The 25,979-nt window shown below is 50.6% G+C and carries 24 protein-coding genes and 1 tRNA gene; 6 read left to right on the top strand and 19 right to left on the bottom strand.

All coding sequences use genetic code 11. The features are described 5' to 3' along the window. Nucleotides 1–350: 350 nt before the first annotated feature. Nucleotides 351–1,448 carry a hypothetical protein gene (locus ACQY18_RS02585; protein WP_428038734.1) on the top strand — a complete coding sequence of 366 codons (1,098 nt, stop codon included), beginning with the start codon at nt 351–353 and terminating at the stop codon, nt 1,446–1,448. A 293-nt stretch (nt 1,449–1,741) separates the two neighbouring features. Here ACQY18_RS02585 and ACQY18_RS02580 read toward each other — a convergent pair whose 3' ends face one another. The 7 genes from ACQY18_RS02580 to cdd all read right to left on the bottom strand — a co-directional run bounded on the left by ACQY18_RS02580 (nt 1,742) and on the right by cdd (nt 9,138). Beyond that, nucleotides 1,742–3,055, bottom strand: a complete 1,314-nt coding sequence (locus ACQY18_RS02580; protein WP_428038733.1) for a thymidine phosphorylase — start codon at nt 3,053–3,055, stop codon at nt 1,742–1,744. Between the two features lie 188 nt (nt 3,056–3,243). Continuing rightward, complete coding sequence (locus ACQY18_RS02575; RefSeq protein WP_428038732.1) at nt 3,244–3,846, bottom strand: LexA family protein; 603 nt, start codon at nt 3,844–3,846, stop codon at nt 3,244–3,246. A 169-nt stretch (nt 3,847–4,015) separates the two neighbouring features. Next, nucleotides 4,016–5,521 carry a UDP-glucose--hexose-1-phosphate uridylyltransferase gene (gene galT, locus ACQY18_RS02570; RefSeq protein WP_428038731.1) on the bottom strand — a complete coding sequence of 502 codons (1,506 nt, stop codon included), beginning with the start codon at nt 5,519–5,521 and terminating at the stop codon, nt 4,016–4,018. 8 nt (nt 5,522–5,529) lie between these two features. Further along, nucleotides 5,530–6,504, bottom strand: a complete 975-nt coding sequence (gene galE, locus ACQY18_RS02565; protein WP_428038730.1) for a UDP-glucose 4-epimerase GalE — start codon at nt 6,502–6,504, stop codon at nt 5,530–5,532. A 13-nt stretch (nt 6,505–6,517) separates the two neighbouring features. Continuing rightward, on the bottom strand, nt 6,518–7,699 hold the full coding sequence (locus tag ACQY18_RS02560; RefSeq protein ID WP_428038729.1) for a galactokinase: 1,182 nt from the start codon (nt 7,697–7,699) through the stop codon (nt 6,518–6,520). 10 nt (nt 7,700–7,709) lie between these two features. Then, complete coding sequence (locus ACQY18_RS02555) at nt 7,710–8,648, bottom strand: DUF5107 domain-containing protein (RefSeq protein WP_428038728.1); 939 nt, start codon at nt 8,646–8,648, stop codon at nt 7,710–7,712. Nucleotides 8,649–8,712: 64 nt separating this feature from the next. Further along, nucleotides 8,713–9,138: a cytidine deaminase gene (gene cdd / locus ACQY18_RS02550; RefSeq protein WP_428038727.1), complete on the bottom strand. Its 426-nt coding sequence runs from the start codon at nt 9,136–9,138 to the stop codon at nt 8,713–8,715. 72 nt (nt 9,139–9,210) lie between these two features. Here cdd and ACQY18_RS02545 point away from each other — a divergent pair, with 72 nt between their 5' ends. Beyond that, a complete protein-coding gene (locus tag ACQY18_RS02545; RefSeq protein ID WP_428038726.1) occupies nt 9,211–9,813 on the top strand; it encodes a GDSL-type esterase/lipase family protein in 603 nt (200 codons plus the stop codon). A 300-nt stretch (nt 9,814–10,113) separates the two neighbouring features. Here the strand turns inward: ACQY18_RS02545 and rimO are convergent, their stop codons facing one another. The 5 genes from rimO to ACQY18_RS02520 all read right to left on the bottom strand — a co-directional run bounded on the left by rimO (nt 10,114) and on the right by ACQY18_RS02520 (nt 14,801). Beyond that, nucleotides 10,114–11,409, bottom strand: a complete 1,296-nt coding sequence (gene rimO, locus ACQY18_RS02540; protein WP_428038725.1) for a 30S ribosomal protein S12 methylthiotransferase RimO — start codon at nt 11,407–11,409, stop codon at nt 10,114–10,116. Nucleotides 11,410–11,440: 31 nt separating this feature from the next. Next, nucleotides 11,441–12,820: a TrkH family potassium uptake protein gene (locus tag ACQY18_RS02535; protein ID WP_428038724.1), complete on the bottom strand. Its 1,380-nt coding sequence runs from the start codon at nt 12,818–12,820 to the stop codon at nt 11,441–11,443. A 94-nt stretch (nt 12,821–12,914) separates the two neighbouring features. After that, nucleotides 12,915–13,298 carry an OsmC family protein gene (locus ACQY18_RS02530; RefSeq protein WP_428038723.1) on the bottom strand — a complete coding sequence of 128 codons (384 nt, stop codon included), beginning with the start codon at nt 13,296–13,298 and terminating at the stop codon, nt 12,915–12,917. 61 nt (nt 13,299–13,359) lie between these two features. After that, a complete protein-coding gene (locus ACQY18_RS02525; protein ID WP_428038722.1) occupies nt 13,360–13,758 on the bottom strand; it encodes an OsmC family protein in 399 nt (132 codons plus the stop codon). Nucleotides 13,759–13,817: 59 nt separating this feature from the next. Then, nucleotides 13,818–14,801 (bottom strand): DnaJ C-terminal domain-containing protein, encoded by a 984-nt coding sequence (locus ACQY18_RS02520; protein ID WP_428038721.1) that lies wholly within the window; start codon nt 14,799–14,801, stop codon nt 13,818–13,820. Nucleotides 14,802–14,853: 52 nt separating this feature from the next. Here ACQY18_RS02520 and ACQY18_RS02515 point away from each other — a divergent pair, with 52 nt between their 5' ends. Beyond that, nucleotides 14,854–16,074, top strand: a complete 1,221-nt coding sequence (locus ACQY18_RS02515; RefSeq protein ID WP_428038720.1) for an MFS transporter — start codon at nt 14,854–14,856, stop codon at nt 16,072–16,074. A gap of 75 nt (nt 16,075–16,149) precedes the next feature. Continuing rightward, nucleotides 16,150–16,224 (top strand) — tRNA-Asn (locus tag ACQY18_RS02510). A 628-nt stretch (nt 16,225–16,852) separates the two neighbouring features. Here the strand turns inward: ACQY18_RS02510 and ACQY18_RS02505 are convergent. Next, nucleotides 16,853–17,332 (bottom strand): type IV pilin protein, encoded by a 480-nt coding sequence (locus ACQY18_RS02505; protein ID WP_428038719.1) that lies wholly within the window; start codon nt 17,330–17,332, stop codon nt 16,853–16,855. Nucleotides 17,333–17,466: 134 nt separating this feature from the next. Between ACQY18_RS02505 and ACQY18_RS02500 the strand changes: the two genes are divergently transcribed. Next, nucleotides 17,467–17,928: a prepilin-type N-terminal cleavage/methylation domain-containing protein gene (locus ACQY18_RS02500; protein ID WP_428038718.1), complete on the top strand. Its 462-nt coding sequence runs from the start codon at nt 17,467–17,469 to the stop codon at nt 17,926–17,928. An 840-nt stretch (nt 17,929–18,768) separates the two neighbouring features. Here ACQY18_RS02500 and ACQY18_RS02495 read toward each other — a convergent pair. The 6 genes from ACQY18_RS02495 to ACQY18_RS02470 form a co-directional block, all read right to left on the bottom strand. Beyond that, nucleotides 18,769–20,358 (bottom strand): CTP synthase, encoded by a 1,590-nt coding sequence (locus ACQY18_RS02495; RefSeq protein WP_428038717.1) that lies wholly within the window; start codon nt 20,356–20,358, stop codon nt 18,769–18,771. Between the two features lie 91 nt (nt 20,359–20,449). Then, a complete protein-coding gene (kdsB, locus tag ACQY18_RS02490) occupies nt 20,450–21,190 on the bottom strand; it encodes a 3-deoxy-manno-octulosonate cytidylyltransferase (RefSeq protein WP_428038716.1) in 741 nt (246 codons plus the stop codon). Then, nucleotides 21,187–22,176, bottom strand: coding sequence for a D-glycero-beta-D-manno-heptose-7-phosphate kinase (rfaE1, locus tag ACQY18_RS02485; RefSeq protein ID WP_428038715.1), 990 nt, complete (start codon nt 22,174–22,176; stop codon nt 21,187–21,189). Before rfaE1 ends, kdsB begins: the two co-directional genes overlap by 4 nt. Nucleotides 22,177–22,226: 50 nt before the next feature. Then, nucleotides 22,227–23,357, bottom strand: a complete 1,131-nt coding sequence (locus tag ACQY18_RS02480; RefSeq protein WP_428038714.1) for a DUF3108 domain-containing protein — start codon at nt 23,355–23,357, stop codon at nt 22,227–22,229. Then, nucleotides 23,350–23,907: a D-glycero-alpha-D-manno-heptose-1,7-bisphosphate 7-phosphatase gene (locus ACQY18_RS02475; protein WP_428038713.1), complete on the bottom strand. Its 558-nt coding sequence runs from the start codon at nt 23,905–23,907 to the stop codon at nt 23,350–23,352. The genes ACQY18_RS02480 and ACQY18_RS02475 overlap by 8 nt, the downstream gene beginning before the upstream one ends. Continuing rightward, nucleotides 23,897–24,829: a lysophospholipid acyltransferase family protein gene (locus tag ACQY18_RS02470; protein WP_428038712.1), complete on the bottom strand. Its 933-nt coding sequence runs from the start codon at nt 24,827–24,829 to the stop codon at nt 23,897–23,899. The genes ACQY18_RS02475 and ACQY18_RS02470 overlap by 11 nt, the downstream gene beginning before the upstream one ends. 107 nt (nt 24,830–24,936) lie before the next feature. Between ACQY18_RS02470 and lpxK the strand changes: the two genes are divergently transcribed. Beyond that, a partial coding sequence (lpxK, locus tag ACQY18_RS02465; RefSeq protein WP_428038711.1) for a tetraacyldisaccharide 4'-kinase occupies nt 24,937–25,979 on the top strand: 1,043 nt, incomplete at its 3' end.

The raw sequence follows: 25,979 nt of genomic DNA, 5'->3' as shown, positions 1-25,979 counted from the left end.
TTTTTTGCAATGAAAAAAAGTAAGGCAGGTAAGGGGTGCAACCCCTGAAAAAAAGGTTGTAAAATGCCCGGATAAAAATAAATTTGTCCTGCGGACGGCGGCTCGGGGTGCTAGCCTTTTTGCAGGCGGCCTGCAAGGTGCGGCTCGCAAGGTGCCGCCCGCAGGGTGCCGCCCGCAGGGTGCTGTTCTTTTGTCTTACTTTTTATAATAAAAAAAGTAAGGCAGGTAAGGGGTGAAACCCCTGAAAATAAATTTTCCCCTTGTTTTTGGAGTTTTTTTTAGTATAATATCCGTCAGAGGGAGTCTGCCCATTTTAAGGGGGGTTCCCCTATTGTAAGAGAGGATTTATTATGAAAAAAATAATCTTACTTGCCGCGTGTTTGGCTGTGGTTCCTGCCGGCGCGGAAGAATTAAAATTTGTGACGGCCCTTTCCCAGCCGGTGGCATCTTTTGCACACTTGGAATCGGTCAATAATAAGCGCCCGGCGGAAGCTCTGTTTGTTAATTTCTGCAATACGGGGGTTTCGGCGGGTAGCATTTCTGCCAAGGGTTTGGTAAGAATGAACGAATTACGCCTGACGGGGGACAGCCAGGTGGGTAGTTCCTCGGTGATGAACTATCAAATTACGGAGCCTACGGGTTTTGCCATAAGGGAGGGCGGCAGTGTGCTTGGTGCCAAGCTATTGGCCGAAAAAGCCGACCCGCGGGATGTTGTGGTGGAAGCCGGGGTGGATTTGAATGATAATGCCAGTTTTAAGGCGGCGGATTTGGCAAGCTTAAAAATTGGTGCTGACACCACCGTAGTTCCCAGTGACCAATCCAATAACTATGTAATGGAGTGGAAGGCCGATTACGACCACGATTATAAGGTTTTGTCCAGCGGTGTAGTGGAAACGGGCCCCACCTATGATACGTATTTATTGCGCTACCGCAAGGAAGAAAAAGGCGTTTGCGGCCCTGGAACTCCGGCCAAGTCCGAATCCACCCGCACGCGCAACTGCGCGGACGACCCCAACTACGGGGCCGGTTATGAAGGGGTAATTAATGAAAAATACTCCTACTTGCCGGATTGCGAATGGAAAGAGGTTTCCAATACTTGTAAATCTTGTGCGGATTCCTCTTATAGGGCCGCTCACAAGAGCGAGTGCTGCCCTTCCGCCGCTCAAACGGATACGGTGTGCTGGACGTGTAAACAGGAGTATGTCCTTGACAAAATTAACCAATGTTCGTGTACTCCTTGCGCTATGGCGGCTTTTCCATCGGATCCGGCTATTGAGGAGAAAATGTGTTATCACTTCGGAGCAGATCCTTGCCATTGTATTAAGAATTGGTATACCTCGGGCGGATTTAATAACGATATAGGACCGGGTGGTGGTATCAACAAAAAATCGTGTTCTATCTCCCAATGGCAGAGTTGCGAAACGACTTGTACTAAAAACGGTTGGTAAGCAGTAATGCAATAATTTTTATCCCTCCACATGATTGTGGGGGGATTTTTTATATATACGGGCCGTTTGGGAATAGGCTTATAAAAGAGGAGTTTTTTCTGTCTGTTGCTTGTATTTATGGAAAACATCTGTTTGATGGCCTTGCTTTTGCTTTTTAGGCGGGTGAGTGTCTTTTTAGCTGGCAGTATGGTGCGGCGGCGCAAGTACCAACGGCCTAAAAGCGCACCGCGTGGGCGGGCGTCTTATATGATAATACAAAAAACTCCCCGAGTGGACGCTCGGGGAGTTTTTTACTATTTAATCACTTCTTTAATAATTTTGTACGCTTTGGGTTTGGTTTTAGTGAATTTTACGGCCTTGGCAAACAGGGCTAAACCGTCTTCCAAGCGTTTTTTATCGGAGGCGTATAGGGTGGCTACCACATCACCTTTTTTAACGGCGTCACCGCATTTTTTGTGCAGCCACAGCCCGGCGCCGTAATCAATGGCATCTTCCATGCGGTTGCGGCCTGCGCCCAAAAGCACGCTGGCTTGCCCGGTAAGCAGGGCGTCTATATGCGCCACATAACCCGCCTGCGGGGCCTTAAAGTCCACCGTCAGTTTGGCCGGTTTGAAGTATTTTTCCGGGTTGTCCACGGCTTGTGTGTCGCCCCCTTGCCATTTAACCAGTTCGCGCAGTTTGGCTAACGCCTCTCCGTTGGCAATTTTTTCTTCCAAAATTTTGCGGGCTTTTTTAATGTCTTTTTGTTTACCGCTGATAACCAGCATATTGGCGGCTTGTTCCAAAAGCAGTTCGTAAAAATCGGGCGCTAAGTCTTTTTCGCCTTTCAAAATACGCACGGTTTGCAACATTTCGTTGCCGTTGCCAATGGCGCGGCCGAGCGGCTGGTCCATATAAGTAATCAGCGCGCGGCATTTAAGCCCCAACAGTTTGGCGGTAGCCACCAAAGCGCGGGCCAGTTTGCGGCTGTCTTCCAGCTTTTTCATAAACGCGCCGGAGCCGTATTTAACGTCCATAAGCAGGCTGTCCACGCCCTCGGCATATTTTTTAGAAAGAATACTGGCCACAATTAAAGGGCGGCTTTCTACGGTAGAGGACGCATCACGCAAAGAGTAGAGTTTTTTATCGGCGGGGGCCAAGTCCTGCGTTTGGCCGAACATACACACGCCTAATTTTTGCATTTGGCGGTGAATGGATTTAACCGGCACGCGCACTTCAAAATTTTTCATAGATTCCAGTTTATCCAACGTGCCGCCGGTGTGGCCCAAACCACGGCCGGACATCATCGGCACCGCTACACCCGCGCACGCCACCAGCGGGGCCAACGCCAGGGAAATCCCGTCGCCCACGCCACCCGTGGAGTGTTTATCCGTCTTGGGGAGTTTTACATCAGAAAAATCCAACCGGCCGCCGGAGTGCGCCATAGCTTTAGTAAAAAGGGCGGTTTCTTTATCACTTAACGGGCGCAAAAAGCACGCCATTAAGAAAGCGGACAGTTGGTAGTCCGGCACGGTTCCTTTGGCTGCGCCTTGGGCGATGAAATCAAATTCTTCAGCCGTTAGGGTTTTTCCGTCACGTTTTTTTGCAATCAGGTCAATCATTCTCATACAGTACTCCCTCCATGTTATATACCTGCTTGAACTTTCAGCATAGCATTTTCCGGCGGAAAAGAGAAGAGTTTTGCGTAAAATTTAATAAAGAATTGTTTTTTTGGAATGATTTTTTGCGGTGCCGGGCGTTAAAAAATAATTTTTCAAACGCGGCTTTTGCCCGGCGGGCCTCGTCGTAAAAACGCTTATACGCTGCGTTTAATGATACTGCGCACAATGCCTTCTACATGAAAGGTTGCCGGGTCCGCCACGATGGGAGCATAGGCGGGGTTTTCGGATTGCAAAATAACATTTTTGCCGTCATTATTAAAGCGTTTCACAAGCACTTCGCCATTATTTACGCAAACTACCACATCTTTATTTTTGGGCAGGTGGTTGGTTTCCACAATCAGCCAATCCTTGGGGGAAATTAAATGCTCCATGGAATCGCCCTTGGCCTCTACCATAAATCCTTTCCCTACCGGGAAGTACACCATACTGGGGTCCACCGGCACCACGCGGGTGGGGGTGCCGTCCAAAATCGTTCCGGCGGGGCCGCATTTGGCCATGCCGTACATTTTTAAGTACACCACGTTGCGTTCGGGGTCTTTTAGAATCATATAATCCCGCGGGTTGGCCGGGTTGCGCTTGAGAAAGCCCTTTTTTTCCAACTGTTTAATGTGGTGGAAAACCACACTTTTACTGCCCACGTTCAGGCGGTCGGCCAATTCTTCCATAGTTAGCGGGTCGGTAATGTTGTTTTTTAGGATTTCCAACAGTTTGGCTTGTGTGGGGTGCAGGGCTTTCATAAAAACTCCTATTACTTTTTTATTGTTCTATATTTTGTTCTATAAAATAGCGGGGCAAAAAGTCAAGCCTTGGGGAATTTTTAGAGGTAAAAACCCCGGGCGTTTTATTTGCCCGGGGTGGTTTTTATCATATAAGGGCCGCACGCAGGTAAAGGGCGGCTTTGGCGCTTTACAGTTTTTTGATAAACCTGTTTAGCGCGGCTTGGCCGTCCGGCGTGCGCTTAAATACGCCCGCGTACTCCAGCACGCGCGCAAAAATTTTACCCACCTCTTTTTGCAAAATTTCCGCCGTATTTTGGGGGGTAAACGTGTATTTGTTTAACATTTCCCGCGCCCACGCGGCGTGCTTTTTGAGTGTGTCGCTTTTTTCTATGGCGGGTAAATCTTGCCGGAGGAGGCACTCGCCCAGGTCGGCTAACTCTTTATTTAACCGCGCGGGCAGTACGGCCAGGCCCATTACTTCAATTAGTCCGATATTTTCCTTTTTAATGTGGTGGACGTCCTCGTGCGGGTGGAAAATACCCAGCGGGAATTCGTCCGTCGTGCGGTTGTTGCGCAGGACAAGGTCTAACTCAAACGCTTTGTCGCGGCGGCGGGCGATAGGCGTAATCGTGTTGTGGGGCGTGCCTTGCGTGTTCGCCAAAATTTGGGCGGTTTCATCACTGTAAGCGCGCCATTTTTTTAAGAGGTAGTCCGCGGCTTCGGCCAATTCTTTTTTAGGGCCGCTCAGGCGCAGTACGCTCATGGGCCATTTGACAACGCCGGCTTTAATGCGCGGGAATTTGGCTATTTTGAACGTGCGTTCCACCGGGGCTTTTTCCATAGCAAACGTGTAGCGCCCGCCCTGGAAGTGGTCGTGCGTTAAAATGGAGCCGCCCACAATGGGCAAATCCGCATTGGAACCGATAAAATAATGGGGGAAAACGTCCACAAACGCCAACAAACGCCGGAAGCTGTTTAGCGTTAGTTTCATAGGCTCGTGCTTGCCGGAAAGGAAAATACAATGTTCGTTGTAGTATTCATAGGGGGAATACTGCAAAAACCACGGGTTGTGGTCTTTTAGTAAATCCAACCCAATCAGGCGCAGGGTTTGGCGGGCCGGGTGATTAATGCGCCCGGCGTAGCCTTCGTTTTCTTTACATAATAGGCACTTGGGGTAGCCGGACGGCGCGGCTTTTAAGGCGGCGGCAATATCCTTGGGGTCTTTTTCCGGCTTGGACATGTTGATAGTAATATCCAGCGTGCCGTACGGCGTGCGGGCCTTCCACCGTTTGTTTTTGGCTACGCGCGCGGTGCGGATGTAATCCAACGCGCGGGCGTCATGGTAAAATTTGTCCGTGGCTTTTTTGGGGTTTTGGCTCCACAGGGCAAAAAATTCGTTTTCCACTTCGCTGGGTTTGCGGGCAAAAACACCCATTAATTTAGTGTCCAATAAATCCCGTTGGGTGACGGTATCTTGCGGGATTACTTTTTGTTGGGCGGCCCAATCACAAATGTTTTTTAGAATTTCGCACGGATATTCTGGCGTGGCGCCGTTAAAGCCAGACGGCGTATATTCCGTCAGGTGCAAAATATCCAATAGTTGGTTGACGGCCCACACTTCGTCCGCCGGGGCCAACAGTTTTTGGTCCAGTGCGTATGCAATTAATTGGTCAATAAGCAGGTTGATGTTCATAAGGCCCCCTAGTATTTGCGGTGCTGTTCCCAGTTCCACGCGGTTTGGATGATTTGCGTTAAGTTGTATTTGGGTTTCCACCCCAATACGCGCTGTGCTTTGGTGCTGTCCGCTACCAAAATGGCCGGGTCACCCGCGCGGCGGGGGGCGGTTTCTACCGTAAAATCCACCCCGGTAATTTGCTTGGCCTCTTTAACCAGTTCCGCCACGCTAAAGCCGCTGCCGCTGCCCAGGTTGAAGCGTTCGCTGGTGTTATCCTTAAACATTTTTTGCAAGGCTAAAATGTGGGCGTCTGCCAGGTCGTTCACATGCACATAGTCGCGTACGCAGGTGCCGTCCGGCGTGGGGTAGTCTGTACCGAAAATTTTGATAGACGGCCGTTTGCCCGCCGCCGCTTGCAACACAATGGGGATTAAATGCGTTTCCGGCGTGTGGGATTCGCCGATTTCGCCGCTGTCGTCGGCACCGCTGGCGTTAAAGTAGCGCAGAGCGGTGGCTTTCAGGCCGTAGGCGGTATCAAAATCCGCCAACATTTTTTCCACCATCAGCTTGGTGTTGCCGTACGGGTTAATGGGGTTTTGCGGGTGCGTTTCGTCTATTTTGGGTTTGATAGGCTCCCCAAACGTGGCGGCGGTGGAAGAAAACACAAAATAGCGGATGTGGTTTTCCACCATGGCATCTAACAAATTTAATACTTTAGCCACATTGTTGTGGTAGTATTTGGACGGCTCTTTTACGCTTTCGCCCACTTCTATAAACGCGGCAAAGTGCATAACGGCATCAATTTGATGTTTTTGGAATACCTCGTGCAAGCGGGCTTTGTCGCCCAAATCCCCCAGTTCAAAGGGATAATTTTGCACGGCCTCGCGGTGCCCTTTGGAAAGGTTATCAAACACCACCGGGTTATAGCCTTGTGCGGCCAGTCTTTTTACGGTGTGGGAGCCGATATAGCCCGCCCCGCCGATTACTAAAATGTTTTTCATGGGAAGTTTCCTCTTAATAAATTTTTTCAATTTGCCGCGCCGGCCCGCCGATATTGGCAATATAAAAATCCGCCTTGAGGCCGGTTTTGGGCGTGTAAACGGCGCTAACGGTGTCTATCAGGTTTTTGATGTTTTCATCTTTTACCAAAGCCACCGCACTGCCGCCAAATCCGCCGCCGGTAATGCGCGCCCCCAATACGCCGGGTTGCTCCCACGCGGTTTGGGCAATCAGGTCCAGTTCCGGGCAGCTTACTTCGTAATCGTCCCGCAGGGAAATGTGGGACTCGTTCATTAAATGGCCGAATTTTTCCAATTCTCCCGCGCGCAAGCATTGGGCCGCCTGCAACGTGCGTTGGTTTTCGTACACGGCGTGTTTGGCGCGTTTTTGTTCCACCGGGTCTTGGATTAAATGTTTGTGGGCTTCAAATTGGGGAATGGTCAGCTCTCCCAGGGCCTTGACGGGTAGTTCTTGTTGCAGGGCTTTGAGGGCGCGCTCGCACTGTTGGCGGCGTTCGTTATAGGCGGAGTTGACCAGGGAGTGCTTTTTATTGCTGTTGATAATAACAATGGAAATCCCGCGCAAATTGAGCGGCACATATTCATATTTCAGCGTGTTGCAATCCAGCAAAATGGCGTTGTCCTCTTTGCCCATACCGCTGGCAAATTGGTCCATAATGCCGCAGTTCATGCCCACAAATTTATTTTCGGCCTCTTGCGCCATTTTGACCAGTTCAATTTGCGGGATGTTTAAGCCGTAGGCCGTGTTTAAGGCTACGGCGGTGGCAAGCTCTATGGAAGCAGACGACGACAGCCCCGCCCCCGCCGGAATGTTGCCCCAAAACAGCATTTCAAACCCTTGGGGAATGTGGTGTCCGCGGCGTTGGAAAACGTCCAACACTCCCAGCGGATAGTTGGCCCAATCGTTTTGCGGCAGGTTTTTGATGTCCGCTAGTTCCGCGGTGATAATGCCTTTTTCGGGCAAGTTTAAGGAGTGCAGGCGCACGGTGTTATCGTCCCGCTTGCACAGTACGGCGTGCGTACCGAACGACAGCGCACACGGGAAAACGTGCCCGCCGTTGTAGTCGGTATGTTCGCCGATTAAGTTTACCCGCCCGGGGGCGAAGAAATACATTTTTGTCTTTTTGAAAACTTCGTTAAATTTATTGCGCAGTGCAATTTGGTTCATTTGTTCCATAAGAATACCCCTATTTTACGGTCATTTTGAATTGCCAGTTATACTGCCCGAGCGGGGGAATTACCGCCGCTTTTTTAATTTTATTTGCTACATATAAATCGTCATACGCGCCGGTGCAGGGCTCCAGTGCCAGGTTGTAATCCCCGCGGTAGCCGCCTTGTGTTTTCCATACGCCCAGATACGGCACTAAATCCGCATTGTAGGAATAGAGCAGGGTGTCGCCGTTATCGGTATGTTCTATGCCGCACCACCCGGCGGTGTTTTTTTGCGTAAAGTAAAATTTTTCGCAATTTTTGGCGCTGGCGGGCTCGGTGGCGGAAAGGTCTAACTTTTGGCCGTGTACGTCCGTCGTCAGCGGATAAGTGTGCAGGGTGCCCCACGGGCCTAAATGTTGGGTGGAGTGTTCCACCGTCATTACCTGGGTTAAATTGGGGGGAATTAACAGCCGCGTTGCCGGGGAACAGTTGAGCAGGCAGTGCGGCGTCCAAATAAACTTAAAACCGCCTTCTTCCAAATTGGTGACGGAATAATCAAAAGAAATTTCGTTGTGGTTGAGCGTAATGCGCCGGGTAAAGGTGTAGGGGAAGTTTTCGCTCCGTACGGAGGCCATCAGCTCCCGCCCGGTGGGGGAAACTTCCCATTTCCACTTCATGGCCCACACTTCGCCGTGGTCCGGCACCGGCACATTTTGGTATTGGCCGTCCGGGTACGGGCAGGCATCTATGGAGGGGAGTACCTCGTCAAAGCCGCTGGAATCGTACGCGCTGAACGCGGCCCCGTAGTGGGGCAAAGTAAGGGTAGCTTTAGGGCTTTGGAATAAAAATTCCCGCCCGGTTTGTTTTTTTACCAGACTAGCCAATTTGCAGGCGTAATCCGGCAAGAAAGTAAGGCGCAGAGCGTCGGTTTCCAAATAAAAAGCGTTTAAGCCTTTGTATGTGGTGTGTTGCATAGTTCCCCCAGTGTTTCCCAAACAGACAAAAAAAAGGCGCCGCCGTAAAGCCGCGCCTTTACGGTTAAGATAAATTAAAAGCTAATGGGATTAAATCCTTTAGTTTTTTAGTGACAACCGTGCGTTTTTTACCCTCCAATACGGCCATATAAATCGGCGCGTTGGGCGGCATAAATTCCGCTAGCACCTGGCGGCAAGCCCCACAGGGGGAGTTTACCTTTGCCCCCGGCAGTTTTTGGGTGACCAGGGCCAGTGCCACTATGTCTTTTTCTCCTGCCCCTACGGCGGCAAACGTGGCGTTGCGTTCCGCGCACACGGTTAAGCCATAGGAAGCGTTTTCAATGTTCGTGCCGGTAAAGATATGTCCTTGGCGCGTGAACACGGCCGCCCCCACCTTAAAGTGGGAATACGGCGAGTAAGAATTCTCCCGCGCTTGTTGCGCGGCGTCCAATAATGCGGCTTGGATTTCTTTTGTCGTCGGTTTGCTCATACTTTTATTTTATAATAAAGGCGCAAAAAGTCAAGCGGTTCTATAACGGTAAAAATTTTTTATAATAATTTTATGAGAAAAATTTTCATTATTTTACTGGTTTTGGGTGTGCTTGTTTGGTGGCTCCGCCCGTCCGCGCCGGAAATAAAAAACGTGCATAATGCGTTTGGCCCGGTGGTGGTGTTTGGGGATAGTTTAACGGCGGGCACCGGGGCCGGGAGGGAAAAATCTTACCCGGCGCTTTTGGGGCGCAAAATCAGCCGCCCGGTAATTAATATGGGTTTGCCCGGGGATACCGCCGCGGCGGCTCCGGCGCGCCTGGCCCAGGTGCTAGAACAGCGCCCGTATATGGTGCTGATAGAATTTGGCGGAAATGATTTTATGCGCGGCGTGCCTATCACACAGACCGAAGCGGCCGTGCGCCAAATGGTGGACGACGTGCAGGCGGCGGGCGCGGTAGCCGTGGTAGTGGATACCGGCGGATATGCGGGTATGCGGCCCTATACCAAAATTTACAAACAAATTGCGGCGGAAAAAGGCGCGGTGTTTGTGCCCGGTATTTTAGACGGCATTTTTACAAAAAATAAGTTCAAGGCGGACCCTATCCACCCCAACGCCGCCGGGTATGAGGTGGTGGCCGAGCGCGTGCATAAAGCCATTCAACCGTACTTGTAGCGCAAAAAATATATAGGCGTTTGAACGGATTTAGGGCGGGCCTTTGGGGGCCCGCCTACTGCTTTTATCCGGCGTTTAATAAAGGGGGCATGCTTGCTGAAAACGGCGTGCGGGCGCATTGTAAAAGTGCCGGGGCGCGGCGAAAAATGTTTGTTCCCAGTGCCAAAAAAAGGTTGCGCCCGGGGCTGAAAAAGATTTGCGCCCGGGGCTGAAAAAGATTTGCGCCCGGGTGCGGTAAAAAAATAAAAAATACCCCGGTTCGGGCCGGGGCGTTTTTATTTGGTAAACCTTGAGCAACGGTTATTTTTTAATAATTTTCAGCGGCTCTATTTCCCGCTCGTAGCCTTGGGCGGCCACCACGCGGCCGTAAAAAATGCAACCGGGGGGAACAGGTTTTGTAAACGTCACTTTGCCGTCAATATCCGGCGCATCTTTGTAGGTGCGGCCGAAGTCCGCTCCGTCGGCAATTACTTCCATTTCCGCGCCCACCAGGCGCTTGTTGATTTTATCAATCACGCGGCTTTGGGTTTCTTCCAATTCCCGGGCGCGCTGGTGTTTTACCGCCGCCGGAATTTGCTTCATTTCGTAGGCCGGGGTGCCCTTTTCGCGGAAGTATTCAAACACGCCCATATTGTCAAATTCATACTCGCGCACGAATTTTTTAAGCTCGTTAAAATCTTTTTGCGTTTCTTGCGGAAACCCCACAATAAAGTTGGTCCGTAGTGAAATATCCGGCACCGTTTTTTTGAGCATATCCAGCGTGTCTTTAATTTTTTTGCCGTCGCATTGGCGGTTCATATTTTTGAGTACCGGGTCGGCAATATGTTGGAGCGGAATATCCAAATAATGGAAAATCTGTTCTTCGCCCGCCATTAAATCCGCCAGTTCCTGCGTGACTAAATTGGGGTAGGCGTACATAATGCGAAGCCGCCCCAAACCGCGTATTTTAAGCAGTTTTTTAAGCAGGTCCGTCAAAGACGGCTTTTTATATAAATCTATCCCGTAAGAAGTGGTATCCTGCGCAATTAAAGAAATTTCTTTTACCCCGTTTTGCGTAAGCAGGCGCGCTTCCTGCACAATTTGCTCCATGGGTTTGGAGCGGTACGCCCCGCGGATAAACGGAATGGTGCAATACGCACAGCGGTAGTTGCAACCGTCGGCAATTTTTAAGTAGGCGGTGTGGGTGGCGGTGAGCGTCATTTTATATTCGGGGATATACAACGCATTGGCCAGGGATTCCAAAAATAAGCCGTCTTGCCCGATTAAATCTTCCACATGGTCTTGCGCGGCAATAGAAAAAACGGTATCGGCTTCCGGAAAGTCCTTTGCCATTTGCTCGCGGTAGCGGTCCACCATACAGCCCGTCACGGCTACGCGCTTGATAACGCCTTGGCGTTTGAGTTCCAGCGCGTGGCGGATTTCCGCCGTGCCTTCTTTTACGGCGGAAGATATAAACCCGCATGTGTTAATGATGACGGTGTCCGCCTCTTGCGGGGTGAACACTAATTGGTGGCCGTGGGCCAGCAAGCGGGCGGAAAATTCCTCGCTATTGGTTAAATTTTTGGGGCAACCCAAGCTGATTAAAAAGAATTTCATAGTTATATTTTACAAAATATCCGTTTTTGGCCTAAATGGCAAGGTCTGCCTTGCGGGTGGGCTCGGGCGCGTCGTCGTCATCATCCCCAATGTCCAGTAATGCCAGGCCAAAGGTAATTACCCCTACGCGGCCGATAATCATGGCGATAATGATAATCCCTTTGCCCCACGCGCTTAACTGGGGGGTAAAGTCCATCGTCATACCGGCGGTGCCCAGGGCGGCGGCGGCTTCAAAAACCAGGTTTAGGAACGGCTTGCCTTCCTCGGTAAAAGAAAGCCAGAACAGGCAGATAAACAGCAAAATGGCATAAAAAATAAAGGTAGACGTTGCCAAATAAATGCGCCGCAGGGGGATTCTACGCCCCAAAAAAGAAATGTGTTTATATCCCATTAGCTGGCTGTATAAAATGGCAAATACACTGGTGACGGCCGTACACTTAATACCGCCCCCGGTGCCGGACGGCGCACCGCCGATACTCATAAGCATAGCTAAAATAAGCAGGGAACACGACGACATGGAACTAATACTGACCGTATTAAACCCGGAGGTCGTCATAGCCGCCGTACATTGAAAGACCGATTCCCACAGGTTCATTTCCGGGTTGGTAATAAACACGATTAAGGAGCCGAACGCCAACAGCACCGTGGTAGCCAGAACGATAATTTTGGTGGTGTAGGAAATTTCTTTGGCGCGGCGCGTCACCCAATTAAAAATATCCGTCACCACAATAAACCCCATGGAGCCCGCTAAAGATAGCCCCATGATAATAATGTTTACGGTTTTGCTGTCATAAAAGCCGGTTAAACTATCGCTCCACAGGCTGAACCCGGCCGTACAAAAGGCCGATACGCTATGGAAAATACTGTACCAAGCCGCTTGAAAAATGCCAAAATCGTGGTGCATAAAATAGTTGAATAACAGCACCGCACCCACGCTTTCCACCACGGCGGTAAAAATCATAGCGGCGCGTAAAAAATCGTGCAAATCCAGCGTTTGCGGTAGGGAAAATTCCGCCGTCAGCACCTCTTTTTGGTGGGGGCGCAAGCGGCGCGACGTGGATAAATACAAAAAGGAGGACATGGTCATATAGCCAAGCCCGCCCACCTGAATCATAAACAAAACCACCAGTTTACCCAAAAAGGAGTAAGAATCGGCAAAGTTTACGCTGGTAAGCCCGGTGGTAGACGCGGCGGAAGCGGCGGTAAAAAGGTTATCCAGCCACCCCACGCTTTGGGTTTTCATAAACGGGAGTGACAGCGCAATCCACCCCAAAAAAGTATACATCACAATCCCCTGCAGTAAGTTTTGGTGGGGGGATAAACGCAAAACAAACAGCGTGTACTTTTTGACAGACATTTTAATAAAGTCTTTCAGTTGGCAGAAAATTTCTTTCCAGTTAATGCTAGACATACTTTTATTATAATAAATCCTGCGCGCAGGTGGGGAGTGCTAAACAGGGCAAAAAAACTCCGCGCCCGGTAAAATGCGGCGCGGAGCGGTTCGTTTATTTTACTTCTATTGTATATTGGATGTCTTCCCGCAGGGAGTTATGCACCGGGCAGGTTTGCGCCGTTTTGGTGTATAAATCCTTTTGGGGTTGCGTGAAGTTTGCCGGATAAGCAAACGTCAGTTTTATTTCCGTCACGCGGCGCGGAGTACCCCCGAAAACAGGTTCTACCGTCAGTTGCGTGCCGGAAACATCGTCCCCGCGTTTTTGGGCGGCGTAGCCTACCATGGTAAGCATACAGGCCCCCAGCGCACTGGCGAGCAGTTCCCCCGGTTGCATATCTTCGCGCGGGTCAAAATACGCCGTTTTTACGGCGGCGGTGTGCCCTTCCAAGCGGGCGGTGGTTTGTAAGTTGTTTCCCAATGTTATTTGTATAGCCATAATTTTACCCTCCATGTATATACTAACAGTTTATGCCCGGTTTGTGCCGGTGGTTTTTGCACTATAAAACGCGGACCGTTAATTTGACGTCTTTACTTAAAGTCTGATGCACCGGGCAGGCGTTTACGGCAGACAGATAAAACTTTTTCTGTTCTTGCGTAAAGTGCGCGGGGAAAGTAATTTCCAGCACAAATTCGCCCACGCGGCGCGGGTTGGCGGCCATAATTTTTTGTATGGATAAATGCGCGCCTGTAAAATCATCCCCGCGGGCGGCGGCCATTTTGCCCATAATGGTTAAAGTGCAAGAGGCAAAGGCGGCGGCCAGTAAATCGGTGGGGGAAAAACAGCGCCCCTTGCCGCCGTTATCGGGCGGTAAATCGGTTTTTAAGGTGGTGCCGGTCGGGCCGTGGACGAGCGCGGTTTCGCTGTCGCCGGTGTACGTGCAGGTAATTTCTGTCATATTGTAAAGCTCCTTATAAAAAAATACCGCCGGAGCAAAAACTCCGGCGGTTAAATATTTTACCCGAGAGCCGCCAACTTGCTAAACAAGTCTTTTTGCTCTTTGGTCAGGGTGCGGGGTACGTCTATGGTCAGCGTGACGTATAAGTTGCCTTTGGCGCTCAACCCCTTGCCGCTTAATTTTAATTTTTTGCCGCTGTGTGTGCCGGCGGGTACTTTTACTTTCACGGGGCCGTCCAACGTGGGTACATAAATGGTACCGCCCAAAGCCGCCGTCCACGGCATAATAATTACGGGCACCTGTAAATCTTCGCCCTCCAGCCTAAACTGCGCATGCGGGCGGATTTTGATAATCAGGTACAAATCCCCATTCCCGTTGGCGGTGGGGTTGCCCATGCCTTTTAGTTTGATTTTTTTGCCTTCGCTTATTCCGGCGGGAAACTTGACCGTCACATTCCGGCCGCTGGGCAGTGTAAGCTGCATATTTCCGCCGCGGTGGGCTTCTTCCAAATTCAGGGCCAGTTCGGCTTCCACATCACCCGATTGCACCCCGGCGGCCGCACTGCGCCCGAAGTTCTGGCCGAAACCGCCAAAGCCGCGTCCGCTCATACCGCCCATGCCGCCCATACCGCCTAGGTTGCCGAAAATGCTTTGGAAGAAGTCACTAAACCCTCCTCCGTCAAATCCGGCACCGTTAGAGCTAAAGTTATAGCTGGTTTGTCCGCCGCCGAAATTGCCGTATTGTTGGTACTGCTGATACGGATTCGCGCCGGCGCTACTGCGGGAAGCCCCGCCGCCGCGCGCATAATTTTGGTAGCCTTCTTGGCCCACTTGGTCATAAATGGTGCGTTTTTGTTTGTCCGAAAGCACGGTGTATGCTTCGTTCAAATCCTTAAACTTTTCCGTCCATTTTGCCTTTTCCGCTTCCGGGTGTAAATCCGGGTGGCATTTGCGGGCCTGTTGTTTGAATGCCTTTTTAATTTCGGCGTCTGTGGCTGTTTTGCCCACGCCTAAAATTTTATAGTAATCTTTGTATTCTGCCATAACTTATCACTTCCTTACCATCATTTTATATAATTTTTAAGAGAGATTCACTATGTTATTATTAACTAAAAAAGCCAACAAGACCCCTTGGAAACTGATTTTAACGACGGAGGCGTTCTCCTCGCTGACCAACCAGTTTATGCAAATTTTACTGCCTTGGTATGTGTTAAGCACCACCGGAAGCGTGTGGTGGACCGGGGTGGTGGGCTTTTGCGCTTTACTGCCTAATATATTTTCTTCCGTTTTCGGCGGGCAGGTAATAGACAAGTTCGGCCGCTCCAAAACCATGTTTGTGTGCGAAGTTTCCCAGCTGGTGCTGATTGGGTTTATTGCCGTATTGGTGGGGGTGGACCGGGCGGAAACGTGGCTTATCGGGCTATTGGTTTTTGCCAGTTCTGTGTTTGATGCGCCGGGGGAAATGGCGCGCACGGCTCTGTCTCCCACGTTTTCGCGCTATGCGGGGGAGCCGCTATCCAAAACTTCCGGCCTGATTGAAGCCATGGACGGCATTATGTCCGTAGCCGGGCCGCTTTTGTGCGGTGCGGTAATTGCCTGGGCGGGGTTGTTTAGCGCGTGGGTGATGTGCGCGGCTTTTTGCGCGGTGATTGTGCTTTTGTGTTTGCTGGTGTTTACCAACCGCAAGCCGCGCGTGCTAAAGCCGGCGGTTTCTTACCGGGAAACCCTGGCGTATGTGCGTAAGGACAAAATTATTTTGGAAAGTATCTTGTTTACGCTTCCTACTTTTTTGTTGGGGCAGGCGTGGGAGTTGATTATCCTGCCTACTTATATTTACGAGCATGGTTTTAGTTCCCTGTATTTGGGGCTGTTGGGCGGGGCGTTTGGCTTGGGGGCGTTTATCGGCGCGTTGGCGTTTGCGTCGGCCGCGCGGCGGTTTAAGTTTTTCGCCCTGCTTACGTTTAATTATGTGGGGTATTTGTTGTCCGTTTTGGTGTTGTTGTTTCCCTTGCCGAAAGCGGCAGTATTGGCGGCCACCGTGTTGTGCGGCGTGCCGTTTGGGGCGTTTGGCGCCATGATGATTAGCATTATTTTACTGCGCACCCCGGTAGAATTACGCGGCAAAATGCTGGGCGTATTTGCCACCGCTACTTATACGGTGGAAAGTTTATGCGTGCTGGGCGTGTCCGCCTGTATAGACAAATGGGGCTTAAATTTTACCCTCTGTACAGTAGCCGCAATATTTGCTATACTAATATTTGTCAGCTTGTTCGGCCGTGAAAAACGGGATTTTTGGACGGCCACCGCTACCCAATAAAAAAGATTTACAGTATTAAAAAAATTTGTTATACTATTTAGGTAGTCAAGGACAGGCAGTATTAAAAAGATTTATTCGCCCTTAGCTCAATGGTGGAGCGACCGGCTGTTAACCGGTAGGTTGAAGGTTCGAGTCCTTCAGGGCGAGCCATTTGAAAACCACGCGCAAGCGTGGTTTTTTTATGAGTAAAAGGGAATTTTTGTTATCTGCGCGCCCTGAACAAGCAACCTGACCCTGCGGGCCGCCATGCTTGCGTAAGGACGGTTAGTGCGGAGCGATGTTTTTGTTTACGCACTATAAAAAGGTACCGCTGTGCGTAAGGCAAAAACCGCGAGCCCGGGCTGCAGGCGTTTTGAGTCAACAAAACGACCGGAAGCCGAGTCCTTCAGGGCGAGCCATTTGAAAACCACGCGTAAGCGTGGTTTTTTTATGTGTAAAAGGGAATTTTTATTATTGCGCGCCCTGAGCAAGCAACCTGCGTTGCTTGCGTAGGGACGAGAAAGGCGGAGCGATGTTTTTGTTTACGCACCATAAAAAGGTACCGCTGTGCGTAAGGCAAAAACCGCGAGCCCGGGCTGCAGGCGTTTTGAGTCAACAAAACGACCGGAAGCCGAGTCCTTCAGGGCGAGCCATTTGGAAACCACGCGCGAGCGTGGTTTTTTTATGAGTAAAATGAAAAAGACAATCTGCTCGGCCCGGCTTTTTTGTTTTTACAAACCCCTTTCCGCCCATAAAAAACGCCCCTTTGCGGGGCGTTGGTAAAAATCAAACAGCAACTTTAGTTAATTACATATTGGCCGTTTTTCATTACACAACCGTCGGCCCCTTCCCGGCAGAGCCCTTCGCAAAGCCAAACAAGGTCTTCCGGGGCGGAGCAGGTAATTTCGCCGCCCAGGCCGCTTAAATTCGGGTAATAGGCATAAAAGCTGTACGCATCTCTGCCGATTTTAGTGGCGGAAATAGAATCAGCCCCCAGGGTGTAGGTGTAGCGCCCAAAGGTAAAGGTGTCACTTTCCGCATCCGTCGCATCAAATAAATCCACATCCAAATCGTTCAGTTTTCTGGGGGTGGAACGGTCGGGGCGGGCGGCCTTGGCGCGCAAGGCGGAATCCTGCAGCGTTCTTAAATTGGTTAAAGCCTCCATGGCTTCCGCGCGCACTACCGAGCGTTTGTATTTAGGCAACGCTACGGAAACCAACATGGCAATAATCAGCACGACGGCTAACATTTCAATAAGGGTAAAACCGTTGTTTTTCATACATTCTCCTTTTACTATGGTTATAGTATATCGGTTTTTTTACAAATATTCAATAGAAACCGCCCCGCACCGGCGCTTGAAAGCGCGTTAAAAAAGAGTATAATAGTTTATATATTCCAATTTAAGGGGATTTTATGAAAAAAGGCTTTACATTGGCCGAGTTAATGGCCGTTGTAGTGATTATTGCAATTATTGCCGCCATTGGGTTGGGCGGGTATAGGCGCACGGTGGAACGTGCTAAACTGACGGAAGGGCTCAATATGGCGCACCAAATCGGGCAGGCGTTGGCGCGTGCCGATTGGGAACGCGAAAACAGTTGCGGCACGTTTGATACCCCGTGGACCATGTTAGATATTGATGCAACCGGTTATACAATAAATGAGGACTACTTGGAGATAACCGGGCGGTTCAAATTAACCCGGGACGGCTCCAATATAAATGTGGAGCGTTTGGGCGGGGAAGCCTATACGCTAGTGGTGCCGATTGATTGCGGCACGAGCCCTGTGAAACTAAAAGACCAATGCAACGGAAATACGGATTTTTGTATCAGCGCCGGTTTTACCAACTGTACCGGAACCAGCTGCAAAAAGCCGTAAACGGACGTGGATTTTGATAAACCGCTTGGGTGTTTGCCCGGGCGGTTTTTTTATGGCTAAATGCGGGTAAGGCGGCGCGGATAAAAGCTGTGGCGTGGATAAGGTGGCGGGTAAAAAGCGGCGTGGGTAAATACGGCGTGAGTAAAGGGGGCCCCAATGCGTGCGGCGTTGTGTTTACCGTTTGTATGGCGCAAAAAAACCGCACCCGGTAGGGTAGCGGCGTAATCATTTTGAAAGTGTGGGGCTTTTTAGGGCCCGGTTCGGCTGTTTTAGACAGGGGGAAGAAAATTCTTCTCACCTGTCCGCCGGCGTATGTCTAAACCGGCTTCAAACTGCTTACTTTTGGGTTAGCGGCCAACTATATAGTTCGCACCGCTTACGTTTTCGCCCACTTTTACCAAGGCTCTGGCCAAGGTTTCCAGCAGGCTGTGCATCTTTTTCATTGTTTTTCCTTCTCCTTTATTAAAAATCTGTCTGCGTCTGTAATTGCACAGGAGAAATTCCTTACATAAAAATTATACAAAATTTATGTATGCTTGTAAAACAACGGTATATATGATAGTAAACTTAAACTAAAAAAGCAAGTATTTTATAAAAATTATTTATTGGGGGGAAAAAGGTGCCGGGCCCGCCGGATAAAGCGGCCCCGGCGAGAGCGTAAAATTCTCCGGCGGGAGCGTAAAATCAAGCGCCCTCAAGCGGTGCCGCCAAATAAAACGGCCCTCACGCAGGCGCGTAAAATTCCCCGGCGGGCCTGTAAAAAAGGTTTTTAATTGCGCGCCCAAATAAAAGGGCGGGGCCGGTTTCCCAGCTCCGCCCTATCGTAAAAAATACGTCGGCTTATTTATTTTCTTTTCTTTTTAAGCCCGCTTTTACCAGGCCGTCAAATAACGGGTGCGGGCGGAGCGGACGGGAGCCAAATTCCGGGTGGAATTGTACGGCAATAAAGTAGGGGTGGTCGGTGCGTTCCACAATTTCCGGCAAAACGCCCTCGTGCCAGCCGGATACTTTCAGCCCCGCGTCGCGCAGTTGTTTTACATAGGCAGGGTTGAACTCGTAGCGGTGGCGGTGGCGTTCCACAATTTGGTCTTTGCCGTACAGCTTGCGCGCCAGGGAGCCTTCTTCCAAATCGGCCGTGTAGTTGCCCAGGCGCATGGTGCCGCCTTTATAAACCACGTTTTTTTGTTGGGGGGTTAAGTCTACCACCGGGTCTTTGGTGGTGGGGTCAAACTCGGTAGAGTTGGCGTCGTGCAGGCCGCACAGGTTGCGGGCCGCTTCTATAACGGTGCATTGCATCCCCAGGCAGATACCCAAAAAAGGAATTTTGTGTTCGCGCGCGTATTTAATGGTGGCAATTTTGCCGTCCACGCCGCGCCCGCCAAATCCGCCCGGGATTAAAATGCCGTCGGCGGTTTTTAATTTTTCTTCCACGTTGTCTTTTTCCGTATTTACAAAAACAATTTCCACTTTGGCATCATTATTCATACCGGCGTGGCGCAGGGCCTCGCTAATGGATTTATAGGCATCTTGCAATTCGGAATATTTCCCGGCCACGGCAATTTTAACGCTTTTGGAGGGGGTCATGGCTTTATCAAAAAATTCAAACCATTTGGGGTCCACTTTTTGTTTGGGGGTCAGGCCCAACAGGTCAATAATTTGCTCGTCCACTTTTTGCTTGTAAAAATTTTCCGGCACGTGGTAGATGGATTTGGCGTCCGCACATTCAATAACCGCCTGCGTGGGCACACTGCAAAAGAGGGAAATTTTCTCCCGCAAATGCAGGGAGAGGGGTTTTTCGGTGCGGCAAATAAGCATACTGGGCTCAATACCCACTTCCCGCAGTTTGTTGACGGAGTGTTGCGTGGGTTTGGTTTTAAGCTCTTGCGCCACGGCAATATAGGGGACTAACGTGACGTGTACGCAAATGACGTTTTTGGGGCCTTTTTCCAAACGCAGTTGGCGGGCCGCTTCCAAGAACGGCAGGGATTCAATATCGCCCACCGTACCGCCTATTTCTATAATGGAAACGTCTACTTCGTTTTCAAACGCGGTAAAGCGGCGCTTGATTTCGTTGGTAATATGCGGGATGACCTGCACCGTGGCGCCCAAGTATTCGCCGCGGCGTTCTTTATCAATCACCGTTTGATAAATGCTCCCGGCGGTGTTGGTGTTGGCGCGGGTCATATTTACATCTAAAAAGCGTTCGTAATGGCCCAAGTCCAAATCGGCCTCTGCGCCGTCGGTAGTGACAAACACTTCCCCGTGTTGGTAAGGGCTCATGGTGCCGGGGTCCACGTTAATATACGGGTCACACTTAATCATATTTACTTTTAAGCCGTTTAGCTGTAAAAGTTTGCCGATACTGGCCCCGGAAATCCCTTTACCCAGTGAGCTGACTACCCCGCCGGTAATAATAATAAATTTACTCATGTTCATCTCCTTGCTGAAATAAAAAAATCGGTTTCGGCACCGGGTGCCGGGCACTTAAAAGAGGGAAGCCCCCGCCAGGCGGGAGCCCCTGTTATTCATGCTGTTTCAAATAGTCTTCGGCCGCTTTTAAGTCCGCCTCCGTATCAATGGCCGGGCCGGAGGGTTGGATTTCCACACATTTAATGCAGAGCCCTGCCTCCAGCGCGCGCAACTGTTCCAGTTTTTCCAGTTTTTCTAGCGGACTTACCGGCAGGTGGACAAATTTTTCCAACGCCGCGCGGCGGTAGCCGTAAATGCCGCAGTGCTTCCAATACGGGGCTTTTAAGGCCGCCTCGTCCGGCTGGCGTTTGTACGGCACGCGGGAGCGGGAAAAATACAACGCCCGCTTGTCCGCCGTCAGCACGGCTTTTACGCAGTTGGGGTTATCAATGATTTTATCGTCCGTCGTGGCAATAACCGCCGTGGCAATATCGCAGGCGGGGTCACTCTTTAATAAGTGGACGATTTTTACAATGGTGGCGGGGTCTATGAACGGCTCGTCCCCTTGCACATTGATAATAAATTGTTCCGTACGGCCTTGGGCGGCCTCGTAAATGCGGTCCGTACCGCTTTGGCAGGCGGCGCTGGTCAAAATGGCTTTGGCCCCAAACCGGGCGCAGGTGTCCGCCACAATTTGGGCTTCCGTGGCAATAATCACATCCCCCACGGCGGCCTGTAAGCATTTTTCATAAGTGCGCTGGATAACCGGCTTGCCCGCCAGTATTTTTACAATTTTGCCGGGCAGGCGGGAGGAGCCGTAGCGCGCCGGAACGGCTATTAAAACGTCGCTCATGCCAGCACCCCTTCAATTTCTTCTATGGTGGTGGTAGCGGTGCCGGATTTGCCAACCACAATGCCCGCCGCAAAGTTGGAAAGCACCGCCGCTTCCTCAAGTGTAGCACCAGACGCCAAGGCCAAGGTTAATACGGATATAACCGTATCCCCGGCGCCCGTCACGTCAAACACTTCGCGCGCGGTGGCTTTAACGGTGGAGGGGAATTTTTTGCCTTTTTCAAACAGACTCATCCCGTCGGCACTGCGGGTAATTAAAATGGAATCCGCATCCAGCATTTTTAAGATTTTTTGGCCCAACTCCGTAATGGCTTCTTCGCCGGAGCGGGGGGATTCGCCCACGCCTTCCCAGGCTTCTTTGGTGTTGGGGGTCATACAAGTAATGTGTTTGTATTTTTTGAAATTGTCAATTTTGGGGTCCACGCACACCGGGATATTTTTTTTGCGGCAGAGGGAAATAATATCCTGGATGTTATGGTCACTGAGCATGCCTTTGCCGTAGTCGGAAAGGACAACGCCTTTGGCGGTTTTTAAGGCGGCCTTGAAACTTTCCATACATTGGGCGCCTACGCCGGAATCCACCGTTTTTTTGCTTTCGCGGTCAAAGCGCACGATTTGCTGTTGTTCCGCCATCACGCGCACTTTTTGGGTGGTGGGGCGGTTGGGGTCTTCGGCCACGCCGCGCAGGTCTACATTTTTATCCCGCAAGAAACCTTTTAGCATTTCGCCGCCTAAATCGTCGCCTACTACGGAAACCAACACCGGCTTGGCCCCCAAGGCGGAAAGGTTTACCGCCACGTTGCCCGCACCGCCGGCCACAAAAAATTCCTTTTTTACGGCCACTACCGGCACCGGGGCTTCCGGCGAAATGCGCGTCACGTCGCCTTTAATAAAATGGTCCAACATAATATCGCCTACTACAACAATTTGCTTGCCGTTAAAGGCGTGCAAAATTTCTTTTAATCTTTTGACGGGTACATTAGTCATAATAAAACATCTCCTGTGTATATCCCATTATAAAATATTTAAGGGGTGGTTTACATTCTTTTGTATTCTAACAAGGTGGCCGATACACTGCCTATAAATACTTCCGTTTTCATTTTTACGGGCATACGGTACGCATCATCCGTCAGCCAGACGGTTAAGCTCTTGCCTTTGGCTACAAAAATGCCTTCCCCGCGTAGTTGCGGCTCCACCTTAATACAATCAAAATGGCCTGCCGGGGTTTTTACGCGCTCCCGCCCGTGTACTTTTACAATAAGCGGGTATTGTTTTTCCCGGTTGATAATATCAAACACAATATCTTTGCCCGGCTCTAATTTTTGGGCGCGCACATAATAAAGCGCAGTTAAAAAATCGGTCACATCCGTTTCCAACGTGCCGGAAATTTCCCGCGGGGCTTCTTTCTTTTGAATTTGTCCGTAATAGCGGCGGTTAGCGGGGTCAAAAATAACCCATTCGTCGCGCTTGTAATTGCCTTCGCGCACGCTTTGGCCGTAGCCGCGGGAGTAAAAAGTTTGCGCATCCAACCAGGATTGGTTGATGTCGCGCACCTTGAAAAAGGCGTCAATCACACTGGCGGAAAAAGCGGTGGTTTGTATTAAATACGCCGGGCGGCCGCCAATATCCACCAGCCCCCGGTTGCGTATATAGGCCGTGCCTGCTTTTACAAAGGAGTAATACAGGCCGTATTTTAATTGTTCGCCGTCCCACGGTGCGCCGGTTTTGGCGGAAATATCCGGCTGTTGGTACGCATAAGGGTTTAACATCCGGCCGGACGTGGAAATTAAATCTTCTTCTTCAAAAACGGGGGAATCGGCCGGCAACTGCGCCCCGGCGGGCACCGTATATTTGGCGGGCTCGGCGGGCGCGGGCGTTTCTCGCGGCTGTGCGGCGTTTTGCGGCAGAGGCGTGGGCGTGGCTTGCTCCGGCGTGTTTTGTGCGGCCCCGGTATGGGGGGAGCCCTTTTCAGCCCGTTTAAGCGTGGCGGAGGTTTGCGCCTGGGCGGCGGGCGGCTCTACCGCTTTGGCCGCGTGGGAAACCGCTTGCGTTTGGGTGACTTGCGCGGCTTGCCCGGCAGGCGTTGGGGATGGTGTTTTATTTGTGGGAGCGGTTTTACACCCGGCTACCAGTAAAAGCACCAAAAACGCCAACCCGGGTTTATTCATGGAGGGAGTCCTTTTCTATAAATTTAGCGGCATTTAGTAAGTTATTGGCCACTTTGTTGGGGTGTAAATCCGGGTATTTTTGCAAATGGTGTTTGCCGTTGGCGGTGGTCATTAAAATAGTTTTAAGCCCCAGCGCCTGCCCGAAAAGCACATCCGCTTTTTTATCGCCCACCATATAGGAGCGCGCCACATCTACCTGATATTTTTGAATGAGCTTTTCGCCCAGTAAAGTACCCGGTTTGCGGCAAGCACAATGGTCGTCCGGCCCGTGCGGGCAGTAGACGATTTCCCGGATGACGGCCGGTTTTAATAAGGTTTTTAAGCGGGCGTGGCAAGCGTCCACCTCTTTGGCGGTAAAATAACCGCGCCTAATGCCGGATTGGTTGGAAACTATAAAAAAAGTGTAGCCCAGTTTAGCCAGTTTGGCTAGGGCGGGCGCGGCGGTTTTATAAGGGCGCACTTTGGCGGGGTCACTTAAATAAGTGCCGGGCTTTTCGTGGATTAAAGTGCCGTCCCTGTCAAAAAAAACAGCTTTTATTTTATCTTTCATCGGGGTGTTCCTGTAAGTATTTTTCGCCCTCGGCCTCGCGTTTCCAACGGTTGTGCGCCCACAGCCAGGAGCCGGGGTCTTCTTTCAGCCAGTCCTCGTAGCATTTAACCAGTGTTTTGGTAAATGCGCGGATATTTTGCTGGGAGTATTCTTTGGGCGGGGTGAGCGGGTCATGCACGATACACACAATTTTGCCCTGCTTGCGCACTACCTGCACCGGGAAAACCGGCACTTGCATTTTAATAGACAGTAGCGCCGTAATGGGGGAAAATGCCGCTATACGGCCCATAAAAGGAATCCAAAGCTCGCTGGAAGAAGCGTTTTGGTCAATTAAAATCCCCAATAATTTGCCCTTTTTAAGCCAACGCATACAGGCAAAAAAGGGGTTGTCTTCGTGATTGCTGTAAAAGGTGCGCCCGGTAAAAATGTTGCGCAGGCGGTTGGTTTCTTCGTCTACATAAGGGTTATCTACCCGCTGGGCCAGCACGGCTTTATCTATGCCCCATACGGCGCCGGCCAGGCCAAAGGCTTCCCAGTTGGTAAAGTGGCCGATGTGTATAATGCCGCCTTGTTTGTTGCGTTGGGCTTCCAGCATTTTTTCTATGCCGGTCACGGCTACATATTTTTTGAATTTTTCCGGCGTCATGGCGGTTAATTGCACAAACTCCGCCAAAATGCCGCCCATATTGCGCCAGGATTCTAACGCAATGGCAAAAACTTCCTGCGGGGTTTTTTGGGGGAAAGCGCGCTGAATGTCATACATAGAACGCTTAAAGCGTTTGGGCATTATAAAGCGCACGGAGCCGGTAGCAAACCGCCCCGCCGCCACGGCCCAAGTATAAGGGAGCAAGCGCAACATGGCGCAAGCGGTTTTCAAACCCAGGTATTGGATGTAGTGTAAAGGTGTCTTTTGGAAACGCATATCCCATTATAGCAATTTTGCCGTGGGGGAATAAACTTGCCGCAGGAACAACTGCCCCAGAAATGGTAAAATATACTTATTCACTATCAAACGAGGTTTTAATAAATATGGATTTATTAGCATTAAAAGAAAAATTAATGGCTTGTGCGCCGGGGCGTTGGGTGCTGTTGGCGGCCAGTAAACTGTATGGGTGGGCCGGTTGGTTGGACCGTTTGGCCTATCAAAACGGTTGGAAAACCGTAAAGAGCGTAAACGGCCGCGTGGTGTGCATTGGCAACATTACGGCGGGCGGAACCGGCAAAACCACGGCGGTTTTATTGGCGGCTACCTTACTGGCTAAAAAAGGGATGCGCGTGGCGATTGTTTCCCGCGGGTATAAACGCCAGCAAAAAAGCAAAGAGGCGGTAGTCCTTTTTGATAACCCGGATGCCGATTGGCGCATGGCGGGGGATGAACCTTTTATGATGAGCCGCGTTTTGAGCCAGTACAAAGTGCCGGTGGTGATAGCGGCGGACCGCGCGCTGGCGGCAACGGAAGCGTTGCGGCGGTTCAAAAGCCAGATTGTACTGTTAGACGACGGCCTGCAACACCACCGCTTAAAACGCGATGCCAACATTATTTTGGTGGATGCCAAAAATCCGTTCGGCAACGGCTATTTATTGCCGTACGGCAACTTGCGCGAGCCGTTGGAGGGGTTAAAACGGGCCGCGTTAATTATTTTAACCCATTGTGACCAAGCCACCCCGCGCGAGCTGGAAGACATCAAAGATAAAATCCGCGAATATAACGACACCGTGGAAATTTTGGAAAGCGAACACAAGCCGGAGTATTATTTTGATATTTGCCAAAGCCGCAAAGTGGGTTTGGATGAGGTAAAAGGGAAGGCAGCCTGTTTTTGCGCGCTCGGGCACCCGGAAACCTTTGAAAAGACGTTGGAAAATTTGGGCCTGACGTTGGCGCAAAAGTGGCGTTTCCCGGACCACCAGTTTTATACCGAAGACCACCTGCGCACCTTTGAAGAAACGCGCAACGGCCTGCCGCTGGTGACCACGTTTAAGGATTTTGTAAAATTCCCGGATAATTGGCGGGAAATTTTAACCAAAGAGGTGTATGTGCTGTCGGTAAATTTGAAGATTAGAGGGGGAGAAAA

The sequence above is a fragment of the Candidatus Avelusimicrobium faecicola genome (assembly GCA_900540405.1).
GTDB lineage: Bacteria > Elusimicrobiota > Elusimicrobia > Elusimicrobiales > Elusimicrobiaceae > Avelusimicrobium > Avelusimicrobium faecicola.
Note: the sequence above shows the minus strand (reverse complement) of the source record. Positions and strands in the feature narration are given on the sequence as shown.